This is a genomic window from Microbacterium sp. NPDC090225 (genome assembly GCF_044772365.1).
GTDB lineage: Bacteria > Actinomycetota > Actinomycetes > Actinomycetales > Microbacteriaceae > Microbacterium.
The window spans coordinates 2,029,770-2,048,471 of sequence record NZ_JBIVYS010000001.1 but is presented as its reverse complement, the minus strand read 5'-3'; the positions used below and the strand labels follow the sequence as shown (position 1 = coordinate 2,048,471).

The following is an 18,702-nucleotide window of genomic DNA, read 5'->3' as shown; positions in this document are numbered from 1 at the left end:
AAGGGAAAGCACCACATGCCTCAGCGTCACTTCACCTCCGAGGCCGACCTCGAGGAGGCCCTCGCGACACCGAGCGACGCGCTCGTCGACGACCTCGCGAGCGGTTCGGGCGACCTCGTCATCCTCGGCGCCGGCGGCAAGATGGGCCCGACGCTCGCGATGCTCGCCCGGCGGGGGATGGATGCCGCGGGCCGCGGATCGGATGCCGTCTACGCCGTCTCGCGCTTCGGCGACGCCGCGATCCGCGAGCGTCTCGAGAGCGCAGGGGTGAAGGTCGTGCCCTTCGACCTGATCGAGGAGGACGACTTCTCCACGCTCCCGGATGCCCCGAACGTGGTGTTCATGGTGGGGGCGAAGTTCGGCGCCGCGACCAACGCCTCGTGGGCGTGGGAGGTCAACGCGGCACTCCCCGACCGGGTCGCCCGCCGCTACCGCGACAGCGCGATCTCGGTGCTGTCGACCGGGAACATCTACCCGTTCGTGCCCGCATCGTCGGGCGGAGCATCCGAAGAACTCGCTCCCGCGCCGATCGGCGAATACGCGCAGTCGTGCCTCGGGCGCGAGCGCGTGTTCGAGTTCGGGGCGCAGGAGCGCGGCACGAAGGTCGCGATCATCCGCCTCAACTACGCCGTCGACCTGCGCTACGGCGTGCTCGCCGACATCGGCAGTGCCGTGAACGCCGGCGAGCCGGTGTCGGTCGCCACCGCCAACGTCAACGTGATCTGGCAGGGGTATGCGAACGAGGTGGTGCTGCGCGCTCTGAATCACGCCTCCACCGATCCGTTCACGATCAACCTCACCGGCCCCGAGTTGCTCAGCGTCGAGTCGATCGCTCGCCGCTTCGGAGCACTGTTCGAGCGCGAGGTCACGCTCGTTGACGACCCGCAGCCGACCGCACTGCTCAGCGATGCACGCCGCTGCATGGCGCTGTTCGGGTACCCGGCGGTCTCTGCCGAGACCCTCATCGGCATGCAGGCCGACTGGATCGCGAGCGGCCTGCCGATGATCGCGAAGCCCACCAAATGGGCCGTGCGGGACGGGAAGTTCTGATGGCGTCCTCCGCTGCGCGCGCCGCCACCGTGCCGGCGCTGCGTCCCGAAGCCGCGGCCACCCTGGCTCGCGGTGCGGTGATCCCCGCGCATCCGCTCGCCCTGACCGCCGATCGTGCGCTCGACGAGCGCCGCCAGCGCGCCCTCTCGCGCTACTACCTCGATGCCGGGGCCGGGGGCCTCGCCGTCGGGGTGCACACGACGCAGTTCGAGATCCGAGACCCCGAGCACGCCCTCTTCGAGCCGGTGCTCGCGCTCGCGGCCGAGGAGATGGATGCCCGGAACGACCCGAGTCTGGTGCGCATCGCGGGCGTGGCCGGCGACACCGCGCAGGCGGTGGCCGAGGCCGAGCTCGCCCGCTCACTCGGCTACGACGCCGTGCTCATCAGCCCGCGCGTGGCGGGCGCCGACGAGCGCGCGCTGCTCGACCGTGCGCGCGCCGTCGGCGAGGTGCTGCCGCTCGTGGGCTTCTACCTGCAGACCGCGATCGGTGGTCCGGTGCTCGACCGCGACTTCTGGCGCGAGTTCGCGGCGATCCCCGCGGTCGTCGCGGTCAAGGCCGCGCCTTTCGACCGCTACCGCACGCTCGAACTGGTGCGCGGGGTCGCGGCATCCGGTCGTGCCGACGAGATCGCGCTGTACACCGGCAACGACGATGCGATCGTCGCCGACCTGCTCGCGGAGTTCCACGTCGATTCCCCGGACGGCCCGCGCACGCTGCGTTTCGTCGGCGGGCTGCTGGGCCAGTGGGCGGTCGGTACCCGGGCGGCGGTGGCGCTGCTCGAGAAGGCGCACCGCGCCATGGCGGGGGATGCCGGGGCCTATCGCGAGCTGAGCCTCGCAGCCGCCGACATGGTCGATGTCAACCAGGCCGTCTTCGACCCGGGCAACGATTTCCACGGCGTGATCGCCGGGGTGCACGAGATGTTGAGGCAGCAGGGTCTGCTCGAGGGCACCTGGTGCCTCGACCCCGCCGAGGGGCTCTCGCCGGGGCAGGCCGAGGAGATCGAGCGGGTGCGCCGGGCGTACCCCGAGCTGAACGACGACGCCTTCATCGCCGCCCACCGGGAGGACTGGTTGCGATGAGCGGGCGTCCGGTCGTGGTCGCGGTGGTGCCCGAGGCATTGTTCGCGGAGTTCTTCTCGTCTGCCGACGCGGGGCGCCTGGCGGCGGTGGCCGAGCGGCTCGGCGGAGCGTTCGAGCGGGTGGACCGCCTGACCGACGCGCCGCTCGACGACGTGCGCGTCGCGATCACGAGCTGGGGCATCGAGCCGTTCGACTCCGCCGTGCTCGAACGGATGCCGCGGCTCGAGCTCGTCGCGCACACGGGCGCCTCGGTCAAGGCGTTCGTGACCGCGGAGCTGTTCGACCGGGGTATCGCCGTCACGCAGGCGGGGGCGGGCATGGCCCGATCCGTCGCGGAGGTGTCGCTGGCCTTCACTCTCGCGTTGCTGCACCGGGTGCCCGAGATGCACAACGGTCTGCGCGACGGCGGCTGGTACGACCCGGCGGTCGGCGCGCAGCACGAGATCCTCGACGCACCGATCGCCGTGATCGGGGCCTCGCGCACCGGCCGCGCCTACCTCGAACTGATCCGGGTGCTCGGGGCGCGTCCGCTGCTCGTCGACCCCACGCTCGATCGGGCCGCGGCATCCGCTCTGGGCGCCGAGCTCGTGCCGCTCGACGACGCCCTCGCGCGGGTGCGCATCGTCGCCGTGCACGCGCCGACGCTGCCCCAGACGCATCACCTCATCGGGCGCCGCGAACTCGCGTTGATGCCCGACGGTGCGGGACTCGTGAACACCGCGCGCTCGTGGCTCGTCGACGAGGAGGCGCTCATCGACGAGGTGCGCGCCGGGCGGCTCAGCGCGGCGGTCGACGTGTTCGACGAGGAGCCGTTGGGGGCGGAGCATCCGCTGCGATCCCTGCCCGGCGCGCTGCTCACGCCGCACCGCGCGGCCGGCACGACCGAGGGCCGGCTGCGGCAGGGGCGCATCGTGGCCGACGAGCTCGACGACTTCGCGGCGGGGCGACCGCTCTCCCATGCCATCGATCGCGCACACCTGGCATCGATGGCATGAGCACGAAGACCTCTGGGGGCTCTGGGGACTGAACCGGATGTTGCGTGACGACCGACAGGCCGCACGCCCGACCGCGGCCACGCTGCCGCAAGGAGGTACGACATGACGATCACGCACGATGACACGACCCAGTCCCTGAGCGAGGAGCGCAGCGACGCCCTTCGTCTCGCTTCGCTCGCTCAGGAACCGACGAAGGGCGCCGCGCTGCGCAGCAGGCGCATGCTGCTCGCAGGCTTCGGCGCGGCCGCCCTCGGCGGCGTGGCGGCGGTCGCGGTGCAGACGCCCGCGCAGGCCGCCGGCCCCGCAGTGCCGATGAGTTCCTCGGGCTCGAAGGACGTCGGCAACGCCGGGCTCGCCACCGACCTGTCCTCGCTCAAGGGCAAGGCGGGCGACCTCGTACGCACGAGCGGCTACGCGGCGCCCGGTGACGGCGGGCACGGCCTGTACCGCTACGTGAAGAAGGATGCGCCGGCCGCGAACGGCGGCACCGTCATCGCCGCGCGCAAGGAGGGGGCGTGGGTGCTCGTGCACCACGGCGCCGTCGACTTCCGCGTCTTCGGGATCTTCGATGCCTCGGTGAACGCCGACGATGCCCTCGACGTGATGGTGAACGATCCGAGCATCCGTCTGATCGAGGCGCACAGCGACCTCAACTTCGTGCGTCGGCACATCTTCCGCCGCTCGGGCGTCTCGTTCGACTTCGGCGGCCACCTCATGACCACCGTCGGCATCGAGAACGCGGGCAAGGACGACCCCTTCGCCGCCGTGATGTTCTTCCAGGGTGAGGTGACGGATGCCGTGCAGGAGGCTCGCCTGAACGAGCCCGTGCCCGACCTCGGCGACGTCTTCCCGGTCGCCGATTCGTCGTTCTTCACGGTCGGCGACTGGTACGCCGCCGAGGTGAACGCGCTCGCCGGCCGCTGGGAGCGCGAACTGCAGCGACTGGTGCAGGTGACGCAGATCGTCGACGGCACGCACATCCGCATCAACTACAAGAACGGCTGGCCGCTCGCCGCCGACCGCACGATGACCTGGCGCCACGTGCTGCCCGTGCAGGACGTCACGGTGTCGAACCTGAAGTTCCTCGGCACGGGGACCGACGAGTACACCGGCTCGCACCCCCTCGCCTTCGAGTACGCGGTGCGCTGCGACGTCGACCACATCGACGGAACCGGGACCTTCTGGCCGCTGATCCAGCGCCGCTGGAACACCTACTACTCGACGGTGAGCTGCACGCTCAAGAACCCGACCTCGGTGACCTGGGGCGGTGCGGGCTACCTGACGCAGCAGATCTACTGCCTCTACGGCTACGTCGCGAACTGCCACACGGCCAACGCGCGCCACCTCAACGACTTCACCGCGAGCGCCTACTGCCTCGTCGAGAACTGCCACGGCGACGGTGACGACCAGGGGCCGTTCGTCACCCACGGGCAGTACGAGCACGACCTCACCTACACCGGCAACTCGGGGCTCATGACCTTCGCGAACTCGGGGGCGGCGTGGGGCTCGGCGGCCAAGCGCATCACGGTGCGCAAGCACGTGTGCTCGTGGTTCGTCGCCCGCGTGCGCATCACCGATCTCACGCTCGAAGACGTGCAGGTGATCGGCAAACCCTCGCTCGCCGGCTCCGGCATGCTGTGGATCAACGCCGACGGGGCGCAGCTGCGCGGGTGCACGGCATCCGACACGCTCATCATCACCCAGCAGTCGGATGCCTCGTCGCGGCCGAACCTCATCGAGGGCTCGCACTTCACGTTCGTCGCCGCCGGCGGTGAACTGACGAGCGCGGCGGTCACCACCCCGGTGACCTTCGTCGACTCGGTGCTCAGCGGGGTGGGCGGGCTGAAGGTCACGGGTCCGGGCGCCGTGACCTTCCGGGGGTCGACGCTCGTGGGGGCAGACGACGCCGCCCCGATCGTGTCGCAGTCGGAGCGGCTGCGGTTCGAGGGCTCGACGCTGCGCAACGCCCGCGTGGCGGCGGCACGGGGCGAGCGCCAGACCATCGAGGTCGCCGGGACGGACGTCGTGAACGTCGGGGGCACGGGCCTGGCGCGCACCGGAGCGGGCGAGCTGCACGTGGCGCTGTCCGACAGCACGTTCCGCGCCGAGGGGGCGGCGACGCACGTGAAGATCACCACCGGCGCCACGCACTACCGCGCGGTCGGAAACCGCTTCGAGGGCGGGTCGGTCGAACTCGGCGACGGTGCCTTCGGGTCGAGTTCCACGCTCGTGCACACCGCGAACGTCGAGTCCGGCGTGACGCGCACGGCCTTCCCCGCCGCGGGCGATCGCGTCGTCGACACCGCGAACATCACGGTCTGAGGGGCACGCGTTGCGCAGGAGTTCTCGCGTTGTGCAGGAGCGGATGCGGCATCCGCTCCTGCAGAGCGCGCGTTCTCCTGCGCAGCGTGTGCGTGGGGGGCGCTTCGACAGGCTCAGCGACCCAGCTCCTTGCCCGTGGGTCCCTGAGCTCGTCGAAGGGCCCCGCCCCGCGGCATCCGCGTCAGTAGCGGGCCGAGAAGCCGCCGTCCGTGTGCAGGAGCTGGCCTGTGATCCAGCGACCCTCGGGCGAGAGCAGGAATGCGGTGATGCCGGCGATGTCGCGCGGCGTGCCCGCACGGCCGAGCGGATGCATCGGGGTCAGCGCATCGCGGATCTCGTCGTCCATCCATCCGGTGTCGATCGGCCCCGGGTTGACGACGTTCGCCGAGATGCCCTGCGGGCCGAGCTCGCGCGCCGCCGAGATCACGATGCGGTCGAGCGCCCCCTTCGACGCTCCGTAGGGGAGGTTGCCGGTGGTGTGGTCGCTGGTGAACGCCACGACAGCGCCGCCCTCGGGCCCGACCTGACGCGCGAACGCGGCGATGAGCAGCAGACTCGCGCGCGCATTGACCGCGACGTGCCGGTCGAAACTCTCGGCGGTCGTGTCGAGAATGCCCGACTCCACGTCGTGGGCATGGCTCAGGACCAGGGCCGAGAGCTCGCCGTGGTCGCGACGTACACGGTCGATCAGGGCTTCGGGTGCGGCCGGGTCGGAGAGGTCGGCAGGGTGGTCGCCGCTGTCGAGGTCGCTGGTCACGACGGTCCAGCCGTCGGCGCGCAGACGGGGCACGATTCCCGCGGCGATGCTGTTCGACCGTGCGGCTCCGGTGACGAGTGCGAGAGGCATTCCGGAAGAGTATCGAAGTCGCCGGATCCCCTACACCCCGACGAGCTCGGCGCTGCGCTGCCAGAGGGCCTCGGCGAGGGCGGGGTCGTCGACCTGCGGGTTGGTCTTCGACGACAGGGTGCGCTCGTCGTAGTACGCGCCCGAGAACCACGTCTCATCGGGCGTGCCCTCGATGAACCAGCGCAGGATCGCGCCGCCCTCCTCGGTGCTCGTGAGCAGCAGCCGGCCGAGGAAACTCCGGTAGACGAGCCGCATCAGGCTCGACGAGTCCGAGGCGAAGTTCGTCTGCACGGTGCCGGGGTGGAAGGCGACCGAGCTCAGGCCGTCGGGGTGGAACTTCGTGTGCAGGCTCTTCGTGAAGAGCACGTTCGCGAGCTTCGCGTCGCCGTAGGCCTTGTTGGCGCTGAACTTCTTCGAATTGTCGAGGTCGTCGACGTCGATGTGCCCGAAGAGGCGGTGCCCGACGCTCGACGTGTTGATCACCGCCGCCTTCGACGCCAGCAGCGTCGGCATCAGCAGGTTCGTCAGCAGGAACGGCGCGAGGTGGTTGACCTGGAGGGTCTTCTCGAAGCCGTCGACCGTGGGCGTGCGGTCGCCGAAGATGCCGCCGGCGTTGTTCGCCAGCACGTGGATGCCGTCGGCGCCCACGGCATCCGTCAGCTTCGCGGCCAGCTCGCGCACGTCGTCGAGGCGGGCGAAGTCGGCGAAGAAGTACTCGGCGCCGGTGTCGTCGGCGACGGCCTTCGTCTTCTCGGGCGAGCGGCCCACGAGGATCAGCCGGTGGTCGCTCGCGGCCAACTGGCGGGCGGCGGCCGCACCGATGCCGTCGGATGCCCCGGTGAGGACGATCGTTCTTCCGGTCATGCGTCTGCTCCTGTCGTCGGGGTGATGCGCTCGACCGCGCGGGTGATGTGCCCGGCGACGACCGTGCGCACGCGGTCGGGGTCGCCGCTCGCGAGCGCGTCGACGATCACTTGGTGGCTGCGCACGTGCTGCTCCTGCTCGTCGACGTCGAGTGCGGCGTTCGCGGCGCGGATGAACCCGGCGATGCGTCCGCGCAGCTGCGCGCTCACCTCGTCGAGGAAGCGGTGCTCCGCGAGATCGGCGAGCGTCTCGTGGAACAGCCGGTCCTGGCGCAGCACCTCGTCGACATCGCCCGGGGCGGCGGCGCCCATCGCCGCGACGATCGCCTCGAGGCGGGCCGCGGCATCCGCGTTCCACCGCTCCTGCACCCGGATCGCCATGAACTGCTCGAGCACGATGCGCAGGCTCGAGATGTCGTCGAGATCGGATGCCGTCAACTCCGCGACCCGTGCACCCCGGCGGGGTTCGCGCACGATGAGCCGCTCCTCGGCGAGGCGCGTGAGGGCTTCGCGCACCGGGATGTGGCTGACGCCGAGACGGTCGGCGAGCTTGCGCTCGACGAGGCGCTCGCCGGGGGCGAGCTCGCCGGAGTGGATCGCGGCGCGCAGCTCGTCGGCGACCTGCTCGGCGATGTTCTGGTCTGACACGGTGCGCATCGGGGGAGTCCTTCCGAACGGGCGGCGATCGACGGAGCTCGGGGTTCCGAGGTCGCACGCTCGCACCGATGCTATGGCATCGGCCGATGAGACGGTCGAACGACGGGAGCAGCGACGATGAACACCGCTCTGGGCGACAGCATCCGCATTCCGCGCAGCGCGTTGCGGGTCGGGGTGGCGCGCCGAGACATCACGCCGCCCACCGGCATCCGCGCCAAGAACTGGGGGCCCGCCGACTGGGAGCGCTCCGAGGGCGCGCATCGGCCGTTCGAGCTGACGGCCCTCGCGATGATCGGCGACGACGACCGTCCGCGTGTTCTGCTCGCGGTCGACGGCACCTGGTGGCGGCGGGTCGCCGACGAGCAGGGGGTGCGCGGGTCGATCCTCGCGGGCCTCGGGCTCGCTCCCGACCAGCTCATGCTCTCGCTCTCGCACACCCACGCGGGCGCCGTGCTCTGTGCCGCCGATGCGCATCTGCCCGGCGGTGAGCTCATCCCCGGGTACCTCGATGCGCTCGCCGCCGCGGGCATCGAGGCCGGACGCGAGGCGCTGAGCACCGCCGAGGCCGGCCTGATCGAATGGACGACCGGGCGCTGCACCCTCGCCGCCGACCGCGAACTCGATCTCGACGGGCGTGCGCTCGTGGGTTTCCACCCGGATGCCGTCGCCGACGACACCGTCGTGATCGGCCGGGTGAGCGTCGCCGGGCGCGTGCGCGCGACGCTCGTGAACTACGCCTGCCACCCGACGACGCTCGCGTGGCAGAGCCGCGAGGTGTCGCCCGACTACGTGGGCGCGATGCGCGAGGTCGTGGAGGCGGCGACCGATGCTCCGTGCCTGTTCGTGCAGGGCGCGTCGGGCGAACTCGCCCCGCGCGAGCAGTACACGGGAGATGTGACGGTGGCCGATCGTCACGGCCGCTCGCTCGGGCACGCCGTGCTCGCGGCGGTGGACGCGCTGCCGGTTCCGGGCGAGGAACTCACGCTCGATCGCATCGTCGAGTCGGGTGCGCCGCTGGCGGTGTGGGCGGGGCGCAAACGGGTCCCCGAGCGAGGAGCGGAGCGAGACGAAGGGTCTACCGCTGGCGCCGCGGCATCCGTCGCCTTGCCCCTGCGCGACCTGCCGACGCTCGACGAACTGGCGCGCGAGTGGTCCGACATCGATCCGCGCTCCCGCGAGGAGCGCCTCGGTCGCGCGCGCAACCTGCGTGACGGGTACATCGACGGTCCGACGGTCGCGCACCCCGTGTGGGCGTGGCGTCTCGGCGATGCGGTGATCGTCGGACACCCGGGCGAGGCGTACTCGCGGTTGCAGACGACCCTGCGCGCGAGGTTCCCCGAGAACCCGATCGTCGTGATGAATCTCACGAACGGACCCGGCTTCGTCTATCTCCCCACGCGCGACGCCTACGACCGCGGCGCCTACCAGGCCTGGCAGACCCCGCTCGCCCCCGGCGCTCTCGAGCTTCTCGAAGAGCACGCCGCCGACCTGATCGCGCGTCTGTTGTTCCATCCCACTAAGACCCCAGGAGAGAAATGACCCGCCTCGTCGCCATCGTCACCGGAGGTTCCGCCGGCATCGGCTGGGAGATCGGCCAGCGTCTCGCGGCCGACGGCTATCTCGTCGTCGCCGCCGATCGCGTGCCCGGACTCACCGCCGGCGAGAACCCCGCCGGCATCCTCTGGCGCGAGCTCGACGTCACCGATCATGACGGCGTCGATCGCGTGTTCGGCGAGATCGAAGCCGAACTCGGACCGATCGAAGTGCTCGTGAACAACGCCGGGATCCAGAGGCATCGCGGGATCGAAGACCTCACGTGGAGCGAATGGCAGGCGGTGGTCGACGTGAACCTGCACGGTGTCTTCTCGGCACTGCAGGCGGCCGGACGCCGGATGCTCGAGCGCGGCGACGGCCGCATCGTGAACATCTCGTCGATCTCGTCCCGCGGTTCGGCAGGACGCGCGCCGTACGCCACGACCAAGGCCGCCGTGATCGGCCTCACCGCGACCGCCGGTGCGGAGTGGGCCGCCCGCGGCGTGCGGGTCAACGCGGTCGCCCCGGGCTACGTCGACACCGGGGTGTTCCGCCAGGGCGTCGAGGCGGGCACGCTCAGCCTCGACACGATCCTGTCGCGCATTCCGGCCCAGCGGTTGGCCGAGGCGAGCGAGATCGCGGCGGCCGTGAGCTTTCTCGTGTCCGACGAATCGCGTTACATGAACGGGCAGACGCTGTACGTCGACGGCGGATTCCTCGTCGACTACGGCGTTCCCCTCGCGAAGAAGCCCGCATGACCGGCATCGCGCGCATCGACACGGCGACGGCGGTGCTCCCCCTTCCGGGGCCCCTGCACCTCGGCGCGATGACGGTGACCCGGCGCGAGTACAGCGCGGTGCGGGCATCCGACGCCGATGGTGTCTCGGGCGTCGCCTACTGCCTGTCGCGCGAGGCGCCGATGGCCGAGATCGTCGAGCGGCTCGTGGCGGGGCACGCGATCGGAGCGGATGCCGACGACCCCGCGTCGACCTGGGAGCGGATGCTGCGCGGCAGTGCGATCGTCGGCCGCGTCGGCCTTGTGCGCCGAGCGATCGGGCTGGTCGACATCGCGCTGTGGGATGTCGCGGCGCAGCGGGCGGGCGAGCCGCTGTGGCGGATGCTCGGCGCCGGCGATGCTCCGCGGGAGGCGATGCTCGTGGCCGCGTACCCCTCTCCGGAGCGTGCGCCTCGCGACGTCGCCGACGAGGTGCTCGCCCAGGCGGACGGGTGGTCGCAGGTGAAGATCTCGCGGATGCCAGATCCGGCATACATGCGGGAGCTATTGGCTCTGCTCGGCGATGAGCTGCCGTCGGGGACCGGTCTCGTCGTCGATGTCGGCTTCGGCTGGCGCGATGCTGACGAGGCGCTGGCCGAGATCGCGCAGTGGGGTGACCCGCGACTCGCCTGGCTCGAGGACCCGCTGCTGCCCGAAGACGCGGTCGGGTGCGCACGCATCCGCCGCAAGAGCGGGCTGCGCGTGTCCGTAGGCGACGAGGTGACCGACCCTGCCGTGTTGCGCGCACTGGTCGAGGTCGAGGCCGTCGACGTGCTGCGCCTCGACGTGGTGGCGATCGGAGGAGTGACACCGGCCCGCGAACTCATCGCCTGGGCGTCGGATCGCGGCGTTCCGGTGTCGGGCCACGTGTATCCCGAGGTCACGGCGCATCTCGGCATCGGCGTCGAGACCTTCGCGCGCGGCACGAACCCTTACGATCCGGCGCCGTCGTTCATCGTCGGAGGGCCGGTGTTCGCGGGGTCGGTGTGGCCGACGGTTGCCCCGGGGCTGGGCTTCACGCTGGATCCGGGTGTCTTCGAATTCGGTGCGTCGTCGGGAGCGAACGGAGATGGGTGAAGCGGTGCGCAGCGTCGTGGTGACGGGCAGTGGGAAAGGCATCGGGCGGGCCGTCGCCGAGCGATTGACGGCCGACGGGTGGATCGTGGTCGGGCTCGAACGCTCACCCGGATCGGGCACGGTCGAGGCGGGCGTCGTGGCCGAGGTCGTGCTCGGCGATGCCGCCGATCGCGCGGCGCACGAGCGTGCGGCATCCGTCGCCCGGGGTCTCGCGCCGCTGGCGGGGTGGGTCAACAACGCGGGGATCACGAAGCGCACACCGCTGCACGAGCTCGACGAACGGATCGTGCGCGAGATCCTCGACATCAACGGGTTCGGGTACATCTGGGGATGCTCCGTCGCCGTGTCGGCTTTCGTCGATCAGGGCATCGCGGGCGCGATTGTGAATATCGGGTCGATCCACGGGCGGTCGTCGTTCGTCGACCACGCGGCGTACGAGTTCACCAAAGGTGGGATCGACGCGCTGAGCCGCAGTGTCGCGGTGACGTATGGCGGTCTCGGCATACGCGCGAACACGGTCGCCCCGGGTGGCGTGCGCACCCCGCATCTGGAGGCGCAGATCGCGGCATCCGATGATCCCGTCGCGGCCGAGCGCGCCCTGGCCGAGGGGCCGCCGATGGGGCGCATCGCGCGGGCCGAGGAGGTCGCCGCGGTCACCGCGTTCCTGCTGTCGGATGCGGCGCCGTACCTCTCGGGGCAGTCGATCGCGGTCGACGGGGCGTGGACGGCATCCTTCGGCGACGTCGCCGTCGACCCCGCGCTGCGCGAGCGTTTCTCGGCTTCCGGTCCCTGAGCGAGCGAAGCGAGACGAAGGGCCGCCCCGTGATGCTTCGACAGGCTCAGCAACCCAGGGCTGTGTGTCTCGCATGACTGGGTCCCTGAGCTTGTCGAAGGGTCCCCCCGTGGTGCTTCGACAGGCTCAGCAACCCAGGGCTGTGTGTCTCGCATGACTGGGTCCCTGAGCTTGTCGAAGGGTCCCGCCCCGCAGCAACTACTACGCCTTGAGCATCGAGGCGCGCGAGATCAGCCCGTCCACCACGTCGAAGGTGGCGATGGTCTCGGTCGCGACACCGTCGTTGACGACCTGCTCCTGCGCGACGACCCAGCGGTCGCCGAACAGCACCATCCGGTCGATCACGCACGAGAGGTCGGGGTTCTGCAGCCGCGGCTCGTAGAAGTCGCGGATCGCGGCGGCGCCGACGATCGGCTCGGGAGCGACGCCGGTGATCACGGCATCCGCTGCGTAGGTCGCGACGAACGCCTCGAGGTCGTGCGCGTTGAACGCGTCGAGCTGGTCCTGCACGGTCCGCTCGGACGTGCGAAGAGAGTGGATGCTGTCAGTCAATGCGAACTCCTCCGTTGACGTCGTACGTGGCCCCGGTGATGAATCCCGCCCGCGGCGAAGCGAGGGAAGCGATGATCCAGGCCACATCGGCGGGTCGGCCGAACGCACCGAGCGGGATGGACGCCTCGAGCTTCGCGCGCCCCTCGCCCTGCAGCTGATCGGTGATGGCGCTGGCGACCGGCCCGGGCGTCACGGCGTTCACCCGGATGCCCTCCGGCGCGAGGTGCCGGGCGAAACTGCGCGTCAGCGCCAGGATCGCGCCCTTGCTCGCGGCGTAGTGCAGTCCGGTCTGCAGGGCGCCCATCTGTCCGGCGATCGACGACAGGTTGATGACGCTGCGATCGCCCGCGGCGGCGCGCAGCAGCGGCAACGATCCGCGCGTGAGCAGGAAGGCGCCGCGCACATTCGTCTCGAGTACGCCGTCCCACTCCTCGATGTCGATCTCGTCGTAGGGCGTGTAGGGGCATACGCCGCCGTTGTTCACAAGCACGTGCAGTTCGCCCCAGGCATCCGTCATCTCGGCGACGAGCGCGTCGATCGAGGCGGGGTCGCGAAGGTCGAGTCGCGAGACCCGCACATCGGATGCCCCGGCCGCGCGGCATTCCTCGGCGACCCGAGCCGCCTCGGCCTCGCGCCCGGTGTAGGTGAGCCAGACGTCGAGTCCTTCGCGGGCGAGTTCGAGGGCGGCGGCCGTCCCGATGCCGGAGCTGGCCCCGGTTATGAGTGCGCGGCGAGTGTCCATCCCTAAACGCTATAGCAAAGCATCGATTGCGCCAACCGGTGCACTCGGATGCCGCACCCTCAGCGCTCGAACACGACCTCGCCGCCGACCACCGTCGTGGTCACGTACTGCTCCGCGATGCGCTCGGGCTCGATCTCGTACAGGTCGTCGCTGAGGGCGATGAAGTCGGCCAGCATCCCGATCTTCAGGGTGCCGGTCGCGTGCTCCTGGCCGACCGCGTACGCCGACCCGTAGGTGTACGCCCGCACGGCCTCGTCGATCGTCACGCGCTCGCGCTCGCCCAGCACCTCGCCGCCGCTCGTGCGCCGCAGCACCATGTCGCGGATCGACATGAGAGGGTTGGCGTCGGAGATGGGTGAATCGGTCGAGCCGTTGATCACGATGCCGGCATCCGCCAGCGACTTCACGCGGTAGATGTCGTCTCGCCGGTCGGCGGCCACCGCGGCCGCCATGCCGTCGCCGAAGTCCGACACGAACACGCCCTGCGGCACGGGGATGACGCCCAGTCGCGCAGCGCGGGCGATGTCGTCGTCGCTCGCGAGGGCGAAGTGCTCGATGCGGTGCCGCACGTCGGGGCGCGGAGCGATGCTCTGCGCGTGCTCGATCGCGTCGAGCACGTGCGTGATCGCCCGGTCGCCGATCGCGTGGGTCGCGACCGTCCACCCGGCCCGGTGCGCGCCGACGATGTAGTCGCGCAGCGCCTCGGGCTCGTGCAGCAGCACGCCGAAGTTGTCGGCCTCGCCGTGGAAGCACGCGTGCATGGCGGCCGAGCGTCCGATGAACGATCCGTCGGCGACGATCTTCACCGGTCCGACGCGCAGCATGTCGTCGCCGAGACCGGTGCGGATGCCGAGGTCGAGGCCGAGCACGTCCTTGTCGGGGAGGTCGGTGAAGGGGTGCAGCACCGTGATGTACGGCATGAGGGTGGTGCGCACCCGCAGCTGCCGCTGCTCGACCGCCGACTGGTAGGCGTGGTAGTCGAGCGGACTGTTGCCCACCATCCGGATCTCGCCGATCCCCGGCTCGGTGACCGAGGTGAGGCCGTAGCTCAGGGCCTGATCGCTCGCGAGCCCCAGGTTGCGCTGCACCTCGTCGAGGCTCATCGGCCGCACGAGCGCGAAGATCGGGGCCATCGCCGACTCCTGCAGCAGTCCCTGCGGCCGACCGTCGGCGTCGCGGGGGATGCCGCCGCCCGCGATCTCGGGGAACCCCTCGCGTCCGGTGTACCCCGCGAGCTCGAAAGCCTTCGTGTTCGCGACCATCATGTGCCCCGAGACGTGCTCGAGGATCACGGGTCGCCCGCCCGCGACCCGGTCGAGCCCCTCGGCCGTCGGATGCGCCTCGAGGAAGTTCTGGTCGTAGCCGGAACCCCGCACCCAGGCATCCGGCGCCAGCCCCTCCGCGTGCACGCGCACCGCCTCGTACAGCTCGTCGAGCGAGTTCACCGCGCCGGGGCGCAGGTTCAGCGACGCGAGACGGAAGCCCGTGAGCGAGAGGTGGTGGTGCGCGTCGTGGAACCCGGGCAGCACGGGCTGACCGCCGAGGTCGACCACCCGGTCCGCATCGACGCCGTGCAGGTCGTCGTCGAAGCCGACGATGCGGCCGCCCAGCACGCCGATGCTGTGCGCCGCGGGGCGGTCGGCATCGAGCGTGCGGATGCGGGCGTTGGTGAAGATGGTGTCGACGCGCATGGTCTCTCTCGGTTCTCGGGGGTCGCTCGGGTGGTCGCTCGGACGGCGGGACGGATGCCGGTCGGGCCGGGGCTGCCGTCAGGCCACGGATGCCGTGGCCGTGGCCGCGGTCTCGGCCTCGACCGATCGGGTGATGCGTCGCTGGAGTCCCCAGACACCGGCGATCGTGATGAGGATCATCACCGCGTAGAACACGGCCACACCCCACACGCTGCCGCCGGTGGAGTTGAGGATCCATTGGGCCACCAGCGGGGTCGATCCGCCGAAGACGGTCGCGCACAGCTGGTAGGCCAGCGAGACGCCGGAGTAGCGGATGCGGGCCGGGAACGCCGAGGCGAGCAGCGTCGCGAGCAGTGCGTAGTACGCGGTGCTGCCGATGATCGTGGCGTAGAGGGTGACCGTGATCCACAGGGGGGAGGCGGCCTGAATGGCGAGGAAGTACGGCACCGTGAGCACGACGCTGAGGATGAGGCCCGCGAGCATCACCCGGGCGATGCCGAACCGCTCGGCGATCTTGGCGGCGATCGGCTGCCAGATGAACTGCAGGATCGCCATGCCGAGCAGGATGTTGAGCATGAGCTGCCGCTCGATGCCCAGGGATCCGGTGGTCCAGGCGAGCAGGAACGTGTTCGAGAAGTAGGCGTTCGAGATGCCCATGACCGACGCGAGCACGCCCAGGCCGATCAGCAGCGGTGCGGTGCGGATCGCGACGAGCACCGGGGCGCTCACGACCTCCTTCGACTGCTTCGCCGCTTCGAAGTCGGGCGACTCCTCGACCTTCACGCGGATGATGAGGCCCACGATCACGAGGATCGCCGACACGAGGAACGGGATGCGCCAGCCCCAGGTGATGAACTGCTCGTCGGGCAGCAGACCCACGAGGAGGAACATCACGGTCGCGAGGATGGATCCGGCGGGCGAGCCCTGCTGCACCCAGGCCCCGGCGAGGCCCTTCTTCTTGGCGGTGGCGTTCTCGGTCGACAGCAGCACCGCGCCGCCCCACTCGCCGCCGACCGCGAAGCCCTGCAGGCCGCGCAGCACGACGAGCAGGATCGGCGCGAGGATGCCGATCTGCGCGTAGGTCGGCAGCAGGCCGATCAGCGTGGTGGCGGTGCCCATCAGGATGAGGGTGAGCACGAGCACGTTCTTGCGGCCGAACTTGTCGCCGAAGTGGCCGAACACGAGGCCACCGACCGGGCGCATCAGGAAGCCGACCCAGAAGGTGGCGAACGAGGCGAGCAGCGCCGCGCCGGGTGCGACGTCGGGGTAGAACACGCGGCCGAACACGAGGGCGGCGGCCGTGCCGAAGATGTAGAAGTCGTACCACTCGATCGCGGTGCCGACGAAGGCACCCACCATCGAGCGTCGTTGCCGGGCAGAACTGATATCAGTGCGGGAAGCAGCCATCGGGAGGGCTCTCTGTCTCGGGGGAAGGAGGGGAAGTTCGGGTTCTGCCCATCCTGCGGTGATCACCCCATGCTCGTCCAATGAAGAAACCGGGGTGAGGTATACGGTTTATGTATGTACGGGGAACGCGAGCTCGAGGCATTCGTCGCGGTGCTGGACAGCGGTTCGGTCAGTCTGGCGGCAGAACGCCTGATCAGGACGCAACCGACGGTATCGCGGCAGATCGCCTCGCTCGAGCGCCAGGTGGGGGCATCCCTGTTCCGCCGGATGCCGCAGGGCATGGTCGCGACGTACGCCGGCGACCGCCTGGAGCCGATGGCGCGCGACCTCGTGCGCCGGGGTCGGCGCGCCCGCGAGGTCATGAGCGGCATCGTGCTCAAGGAGCGCTCGTTCGTCGCCGCGGCCCCCGAGATGACGAGCGTGCTCGTGCTCGCGCCCTTCATCGCGGGCGGTGGACCGATCTCCGACGTCGTGGTCGCGACGCCGGTCGAGACCTATGACCGGCTGCGCTCCGGGGCCGATCTCGCCGTGACCACGAGCCCGCCGGACTCGCGGCTGAGCAGCATCCGCATCATGAACCTGCCCCTCTACTGCCAGTTGCCGGCGTCGCATCCGCTCGCGGCCGGGGAGCGTCTTGAACTGGAGGATCTGCTGGCCGGCCCGTTCCTCACGTCGGGCAGCGGATCGGCCGCATGGACGCAGATCCAGCGGGCGGCCGAGAGCGAGGCGTGGTCGGTCGAGATGGCGAGCTTCGGAGCGGATGCCCCGATCATCCAGGCCCGGTCGGCCGCAGGCCACGGCCCCTGCGTGGTCGTCGAGCCGCCGCGCTTCGGGTTGATCTCGAAGCCGCTGCACCACCGCGGCATCCCGATGCAGTGCGCGCTGTACGCGAGTTGGGAGCGCACGCACTACGCGCGCGACGACATCCGCGGGGTGGCCGAGCAGCTCAGCGCCTTCGCCGCCGACCACGTGCTGAGCCTGTACGACGCGGAGGACTGAGTGCCGGCCGGAACTGGGTCCTGAGCGCCGTCAGGAGCTGGGTCCCTGAGCGCCGTCAGGAACTGGGTCCCTGAGCGCCGTCAGGAACTGGGTCCCTGAGCCTGTCGAAGGGCCCCACCCCGCACACATCTGCTAGATGCTATAGCATCGCACTCATGACAACGCCGTTCATCCTCGTCAGCGACTGCGACCTCCCCGGAACCGTCATCGAAGACACCCTCCGATCCGCTGGACTCCACGCCGAACGGGCGGAGTCCCCGGCATCCGACGACCTCGCAACTCTCGGGGCGGATGCCACAGGGCTCGTCGTGCAATGGGCCCCGATCACGGCCGAGGTACTCGATCGGATGCCGAACCTGCGCATCATCAGCCGCGTCGGCATCGGCTACGACATGATCGATGTCGAGGCGGCCACCGCTCGCGGCATCGCGGTCGCGAACACCCCGAGCTACTGCATCGAGGAGGTCGCCGCGCACACCATCGCGATGATCATGACCCAGGCGCGGGGGCTGCCGGCCTACGACCGTGCGGTTCGCGCCGGCACCTGGAAGGCCGTGGACGCCCGGCCCCTCGCCGTGCGTCCGTCGACGACCACGGTGTCGGTGCTCGGCTTCGGCCGCATCGGATCGATCGTGGCCCGCGGATGCCGGGCGCTCGGTTTCCGGGTGCTCGTCGCCGACCCGTACGCGTCCGCCGACGGCATCCGCTCGGCCGGGTGCGAGCCCGTCGCGATCCCGGATGCCGTGGCGCAGGCCGACATCCTCACCCTGCACGTGCCGCTCACCGAGGCGACCCGGCACCTGATCGACGCCGAGTCGATCGCGACGATGAAGCCCGGAGCCGTGGTCGTGAACACGTGTCGCGGACCGCTCATCGACGAGCGGGCGCTGGCCGACGCGCTGCGCTCCGGGCGCCTGGGCGCGGCCGCCCTCGACGTCTTCGACGGTGAGCCGCTGGCCGACGGCTCCCCGTTGCGCGACCTCGACCAGGTGCTGCTCAGCCCGCACGCGGCGTGGTTCTCGCCCGAGGCGCTCGCCGACCTGCCCGTGCACGCGGCAGAGAACGTGATCCGCTTCCTCGCCGGGGAATCAATCCCGATCGTCAATCCCGCCTACGCCGGCTGAGGTTCTCGGGTGGGGAACCCTTCGACAGGCTCAGGGACCCAGTGTCTGGTTGTGGGGAACCCTTCGACAGGCTCAGGGACCCAGCTTCCGACTGGGTCGCTGAGCTTGTCGAAGCGTCCATCCTCGCCCGACGGGAGGAGATCTCGTCTTGCGTAGGAGGCATCCGCTGTTCTGATCCTGCGCACGGTGT

17 protein-coding genes are annotated in these 18,702 nt (G+C 70.5%); 10 read left to right on the top strand and 7 right to left on the bottom strand.

What is annotated here, in order from left to right; translation table 11 throughout:
• Positions 1–15: 15 nt before the first annotated feature.
• The 4 genes from ACIQTT_RS09735 (at position 16) to ACIQTT_RS09720 (ending at position 5,452) form a co-directional block, all read left to right on the top strand.
• Positions 16–1,050, top strand: coding sequence for an NAD-dependent epimerase/dehydratase family protein (locus ACIQTT_RS09735; RefSeq protein ID WP_402788967.1), 1,035 nt, complete (start codon positions 16–18; stop codon positions 1,048–1,050).
• Positions 1,050–2,135: a dihydrodipicolinate synthase family protein gene (locus ACIQTT_RS09730; protein ID WP_402788965.1), complete on the top strand. Its 1,086-nt coding sequence runs from the start codon at positions 1,050–1,052 to the stop codon at positions 2,133–2,135. The genes ACIQTT_RS09735 and ACIQTT_RS09730 overlap by 1 nt, the downstream gene beginning before the upstream one ends.
• Entirely contained in the window at positions 2,132–3,130 is a 999-nt protein-coding gene (locus tag ACIQTT_RS09725; protein ID WP_402788963.1) for a hydroxyacid dehydrogenase, read from the top strand. Before ACIQTT_RS09730 ends, ACIQTT_RS09725 begins: the two co-directional genes overlap by 4 nt.
• Before the next feature lie 102 nt (positions 3,131–3,232).
• A complete protein-coding gene (locus ACIQTT_RS09720; protein WP_402788961.1) occupies positions 3,233–5,452 on the top strand; it encodes a peptidase C14 in 2,220 nt (739 codons plus the stop codon).
• A 181-nt stretch (positions 5,453–5,633) separates the two neighbouring features.
• Here the strand turns inward: ACIQTT_RS09720 and ACIQTT_RS09715 are convergent, their stop codons facing one another.
• Genes ACIQTT_RS09715 through ACIQTT_RS09705 form a run of 3 tightly spaced genes read right to left on the bottom strand, consistent with a single transcriptional unit; the run spans position 5,634 to position 7,819 of the window.
• Positions 5,634–6,299 (bottom strand): SDR family oxidoreductase, encoded by a 666-nt coding sequence (locus tag ACIQTT_RS09715; protein WP_402788959.1) that lies wholly within the window; start codon positions 6,297–6,299, stop codon positions 5,634–5,636.
• A gap of 30 nt (positions 6,300–6,329) precedes the next feature.
• Positions 6,330–7,163: an SDR family NAD(P)-dependent oxidoreductase gene (locus ACIQTT_RS09710; protein ID WP_402788957.1), complete on the bottom strand. Its 834-nt coding sequence runs from the start codon at positions 7,161–7,163 to the stop codon at positions 6,330–6,332.
• A complete protein-coding gene (locus tag ACIQTT_RS09705) occupies positions 7,160–7,819 on the bottom strand; it encodes a GntR family transcriptional regulator (protein WP_402788955.1) in 660 nt (219 codons plus the stop codon). The genes ACIQTT_RS09710 and ACIQTT_RS09705 overlap by 4 nt, the downstream gene beginning before the upstream one ends.
• Positions 7,820–7,936: 117 nt before the next feature.
• Between ACIQTT_RS09705 and ACIQTT_RS09700 the strand changes: the two genes are divergently transcribed.
• The 4 genes from ACIQTT_RS09700 to ACIQTT_RS09685 are packed head-to-tail and all read left to right on the top strand — an operon-like array spanning position 7,937 to position 11,997.
• A complete protein-coding gene (locus ACIQTT_RS09700) occupies positions 7,937–9,358 on the top strand; it encodes a hypothetical protein (RefSeq protein ID WP_402788953.1) in 1,422 nt (473 codons plus the stop codon).
• Positions 9,355–10,110 carry an SDR family NAD(P)-dependent oxidoreductase gene (locus ACIQTT_RS09695; RefSeq protein WP_402788951.1) on the top strand — a complete coding sequence of 252 codons (756 nt, stop codon included), beginning with the start codon at positions 9,355–9,357 and terminating at the stop codon, positions 10,108–10,110. Before ACIQTT_RS09700 ends, ACIQTT_RS09695 begins: the two co-directional genes overlap by 4 nt.
• Positions 10,107–11,204: an enolase C-terminal domain-like protein gene (locus ACIQTT_RS09690; protein WP_402788949.1), complete on the top strand. Its 1,098-nt coding sequence runs from the start codon at positions 10,107–10,109 to the stop codon at positions 11,202–11,204. Before ACIQTT_RS09695 ends, ACIQTT_RS09690 begins: the two co-directional genes overlap by 4 nt.
• Positions 11,197–11,997 (top strand): SDR family NAD(P)-dependent oxidoreductase, encoded by an 801-nt coding sequence (locus tag ACIQTT_RS09685; RefSeq protein WP_402788947.1) that lies wholly within the window; start codon positions 11,197–11,199, stop codon positions 11,995–11,997. The genes ACIQTT_RS09690 and ACIQTT_RS09685 overlap by 8 nt, the downstream gene beginning before the upstream one ends.
• Before the next feature lie 201 nt (positions 11,998–12,198).
• On the opposite strand, the gene ACIQTT_RS09680 is transcribed toward ACIQTT_RS09685, so the two are convergent.
• The 4 genes from ACIQTT_RS09680 to ACIQTT_RS09665 form a co-directional block, all read right to left on the bottom strand.
• A complete protein-coding gene (locus ACIQTT_RS09680) occupies positions 12,199–12,549 on the bottom strand; it encodes a nuclear transport factor 2 family protein (RefSeq protein WP_402788945.1) in 351 nt (116 codons plus the stop codon).
• On the bottom strand, positions 12,542–13,291 hold the full coding sequence (locus tag ACIQTT_RS09675; RefSeq protein WP_402788943.1) for an SDR family NAD(P)-dependent oxidoreductase: 750 nt from the start codon (positions 13,289–13,291) through the stop codon (positions 12,542–12,544). Before ACIQTT_RS09675 ends, ACIQTT_RS09680 begins: the two co-directional genes overlap by 8 nt.
• 59 nt (positions 13,292–13,350) lie before the next feature.
• Positions 13,351–14,982: an amidohydrolase gene (locus ACIQTT_RS09670; protein WP_402788941.1), complete on the bottom strand. Its 1,632-nt coding sequence runs from the start codon at positions 14,980–14,982 to the stop codon at positions 13,351–13,353.
• A gap of 78 nt (positions 14,983–15,060) precedes the next feature.
• Entirely contained in the window at positions 15,061–16,341 is a 1,281-nt protein-coding gene (locus ACIQTT_RS09665) for an MFS transporter (protein ID WP_402788939.1), read from the bottom strand.
• A gap of 162 nt (positions 16,342–16,503) precedes the next feature.
• On the opposite strand from ACIQTT_RS09665, the gene ACIQTT_RS09660 reads away from it, so the two are divergent.
• Positions 16,504–17,388, top strand: a complete 885-nt coding sequence (locus ACIQTT_RS09660) for a LysR family transcriptional regulator (protein ID WP_402788937.1) — start codon at positions 16,504–16,506, stop codon at positions 17,386–17,388.
• A 155-nt stretch (positions 17,389–17,543) separates the two neighbouring features.
• Positions 17,544–18,512 (top strand): C-terminal binding protein, encoded by a 969-nt coding sequence (locus tag ACIQTT_RS09655; protein ID WP_402788935.1) that lies wholly within the window; start codon positions 17,544–17,546, stop codon positions 18,510–18,512.
• Positions 18,513–18,702: the final 190 nt, after the last annotated feature.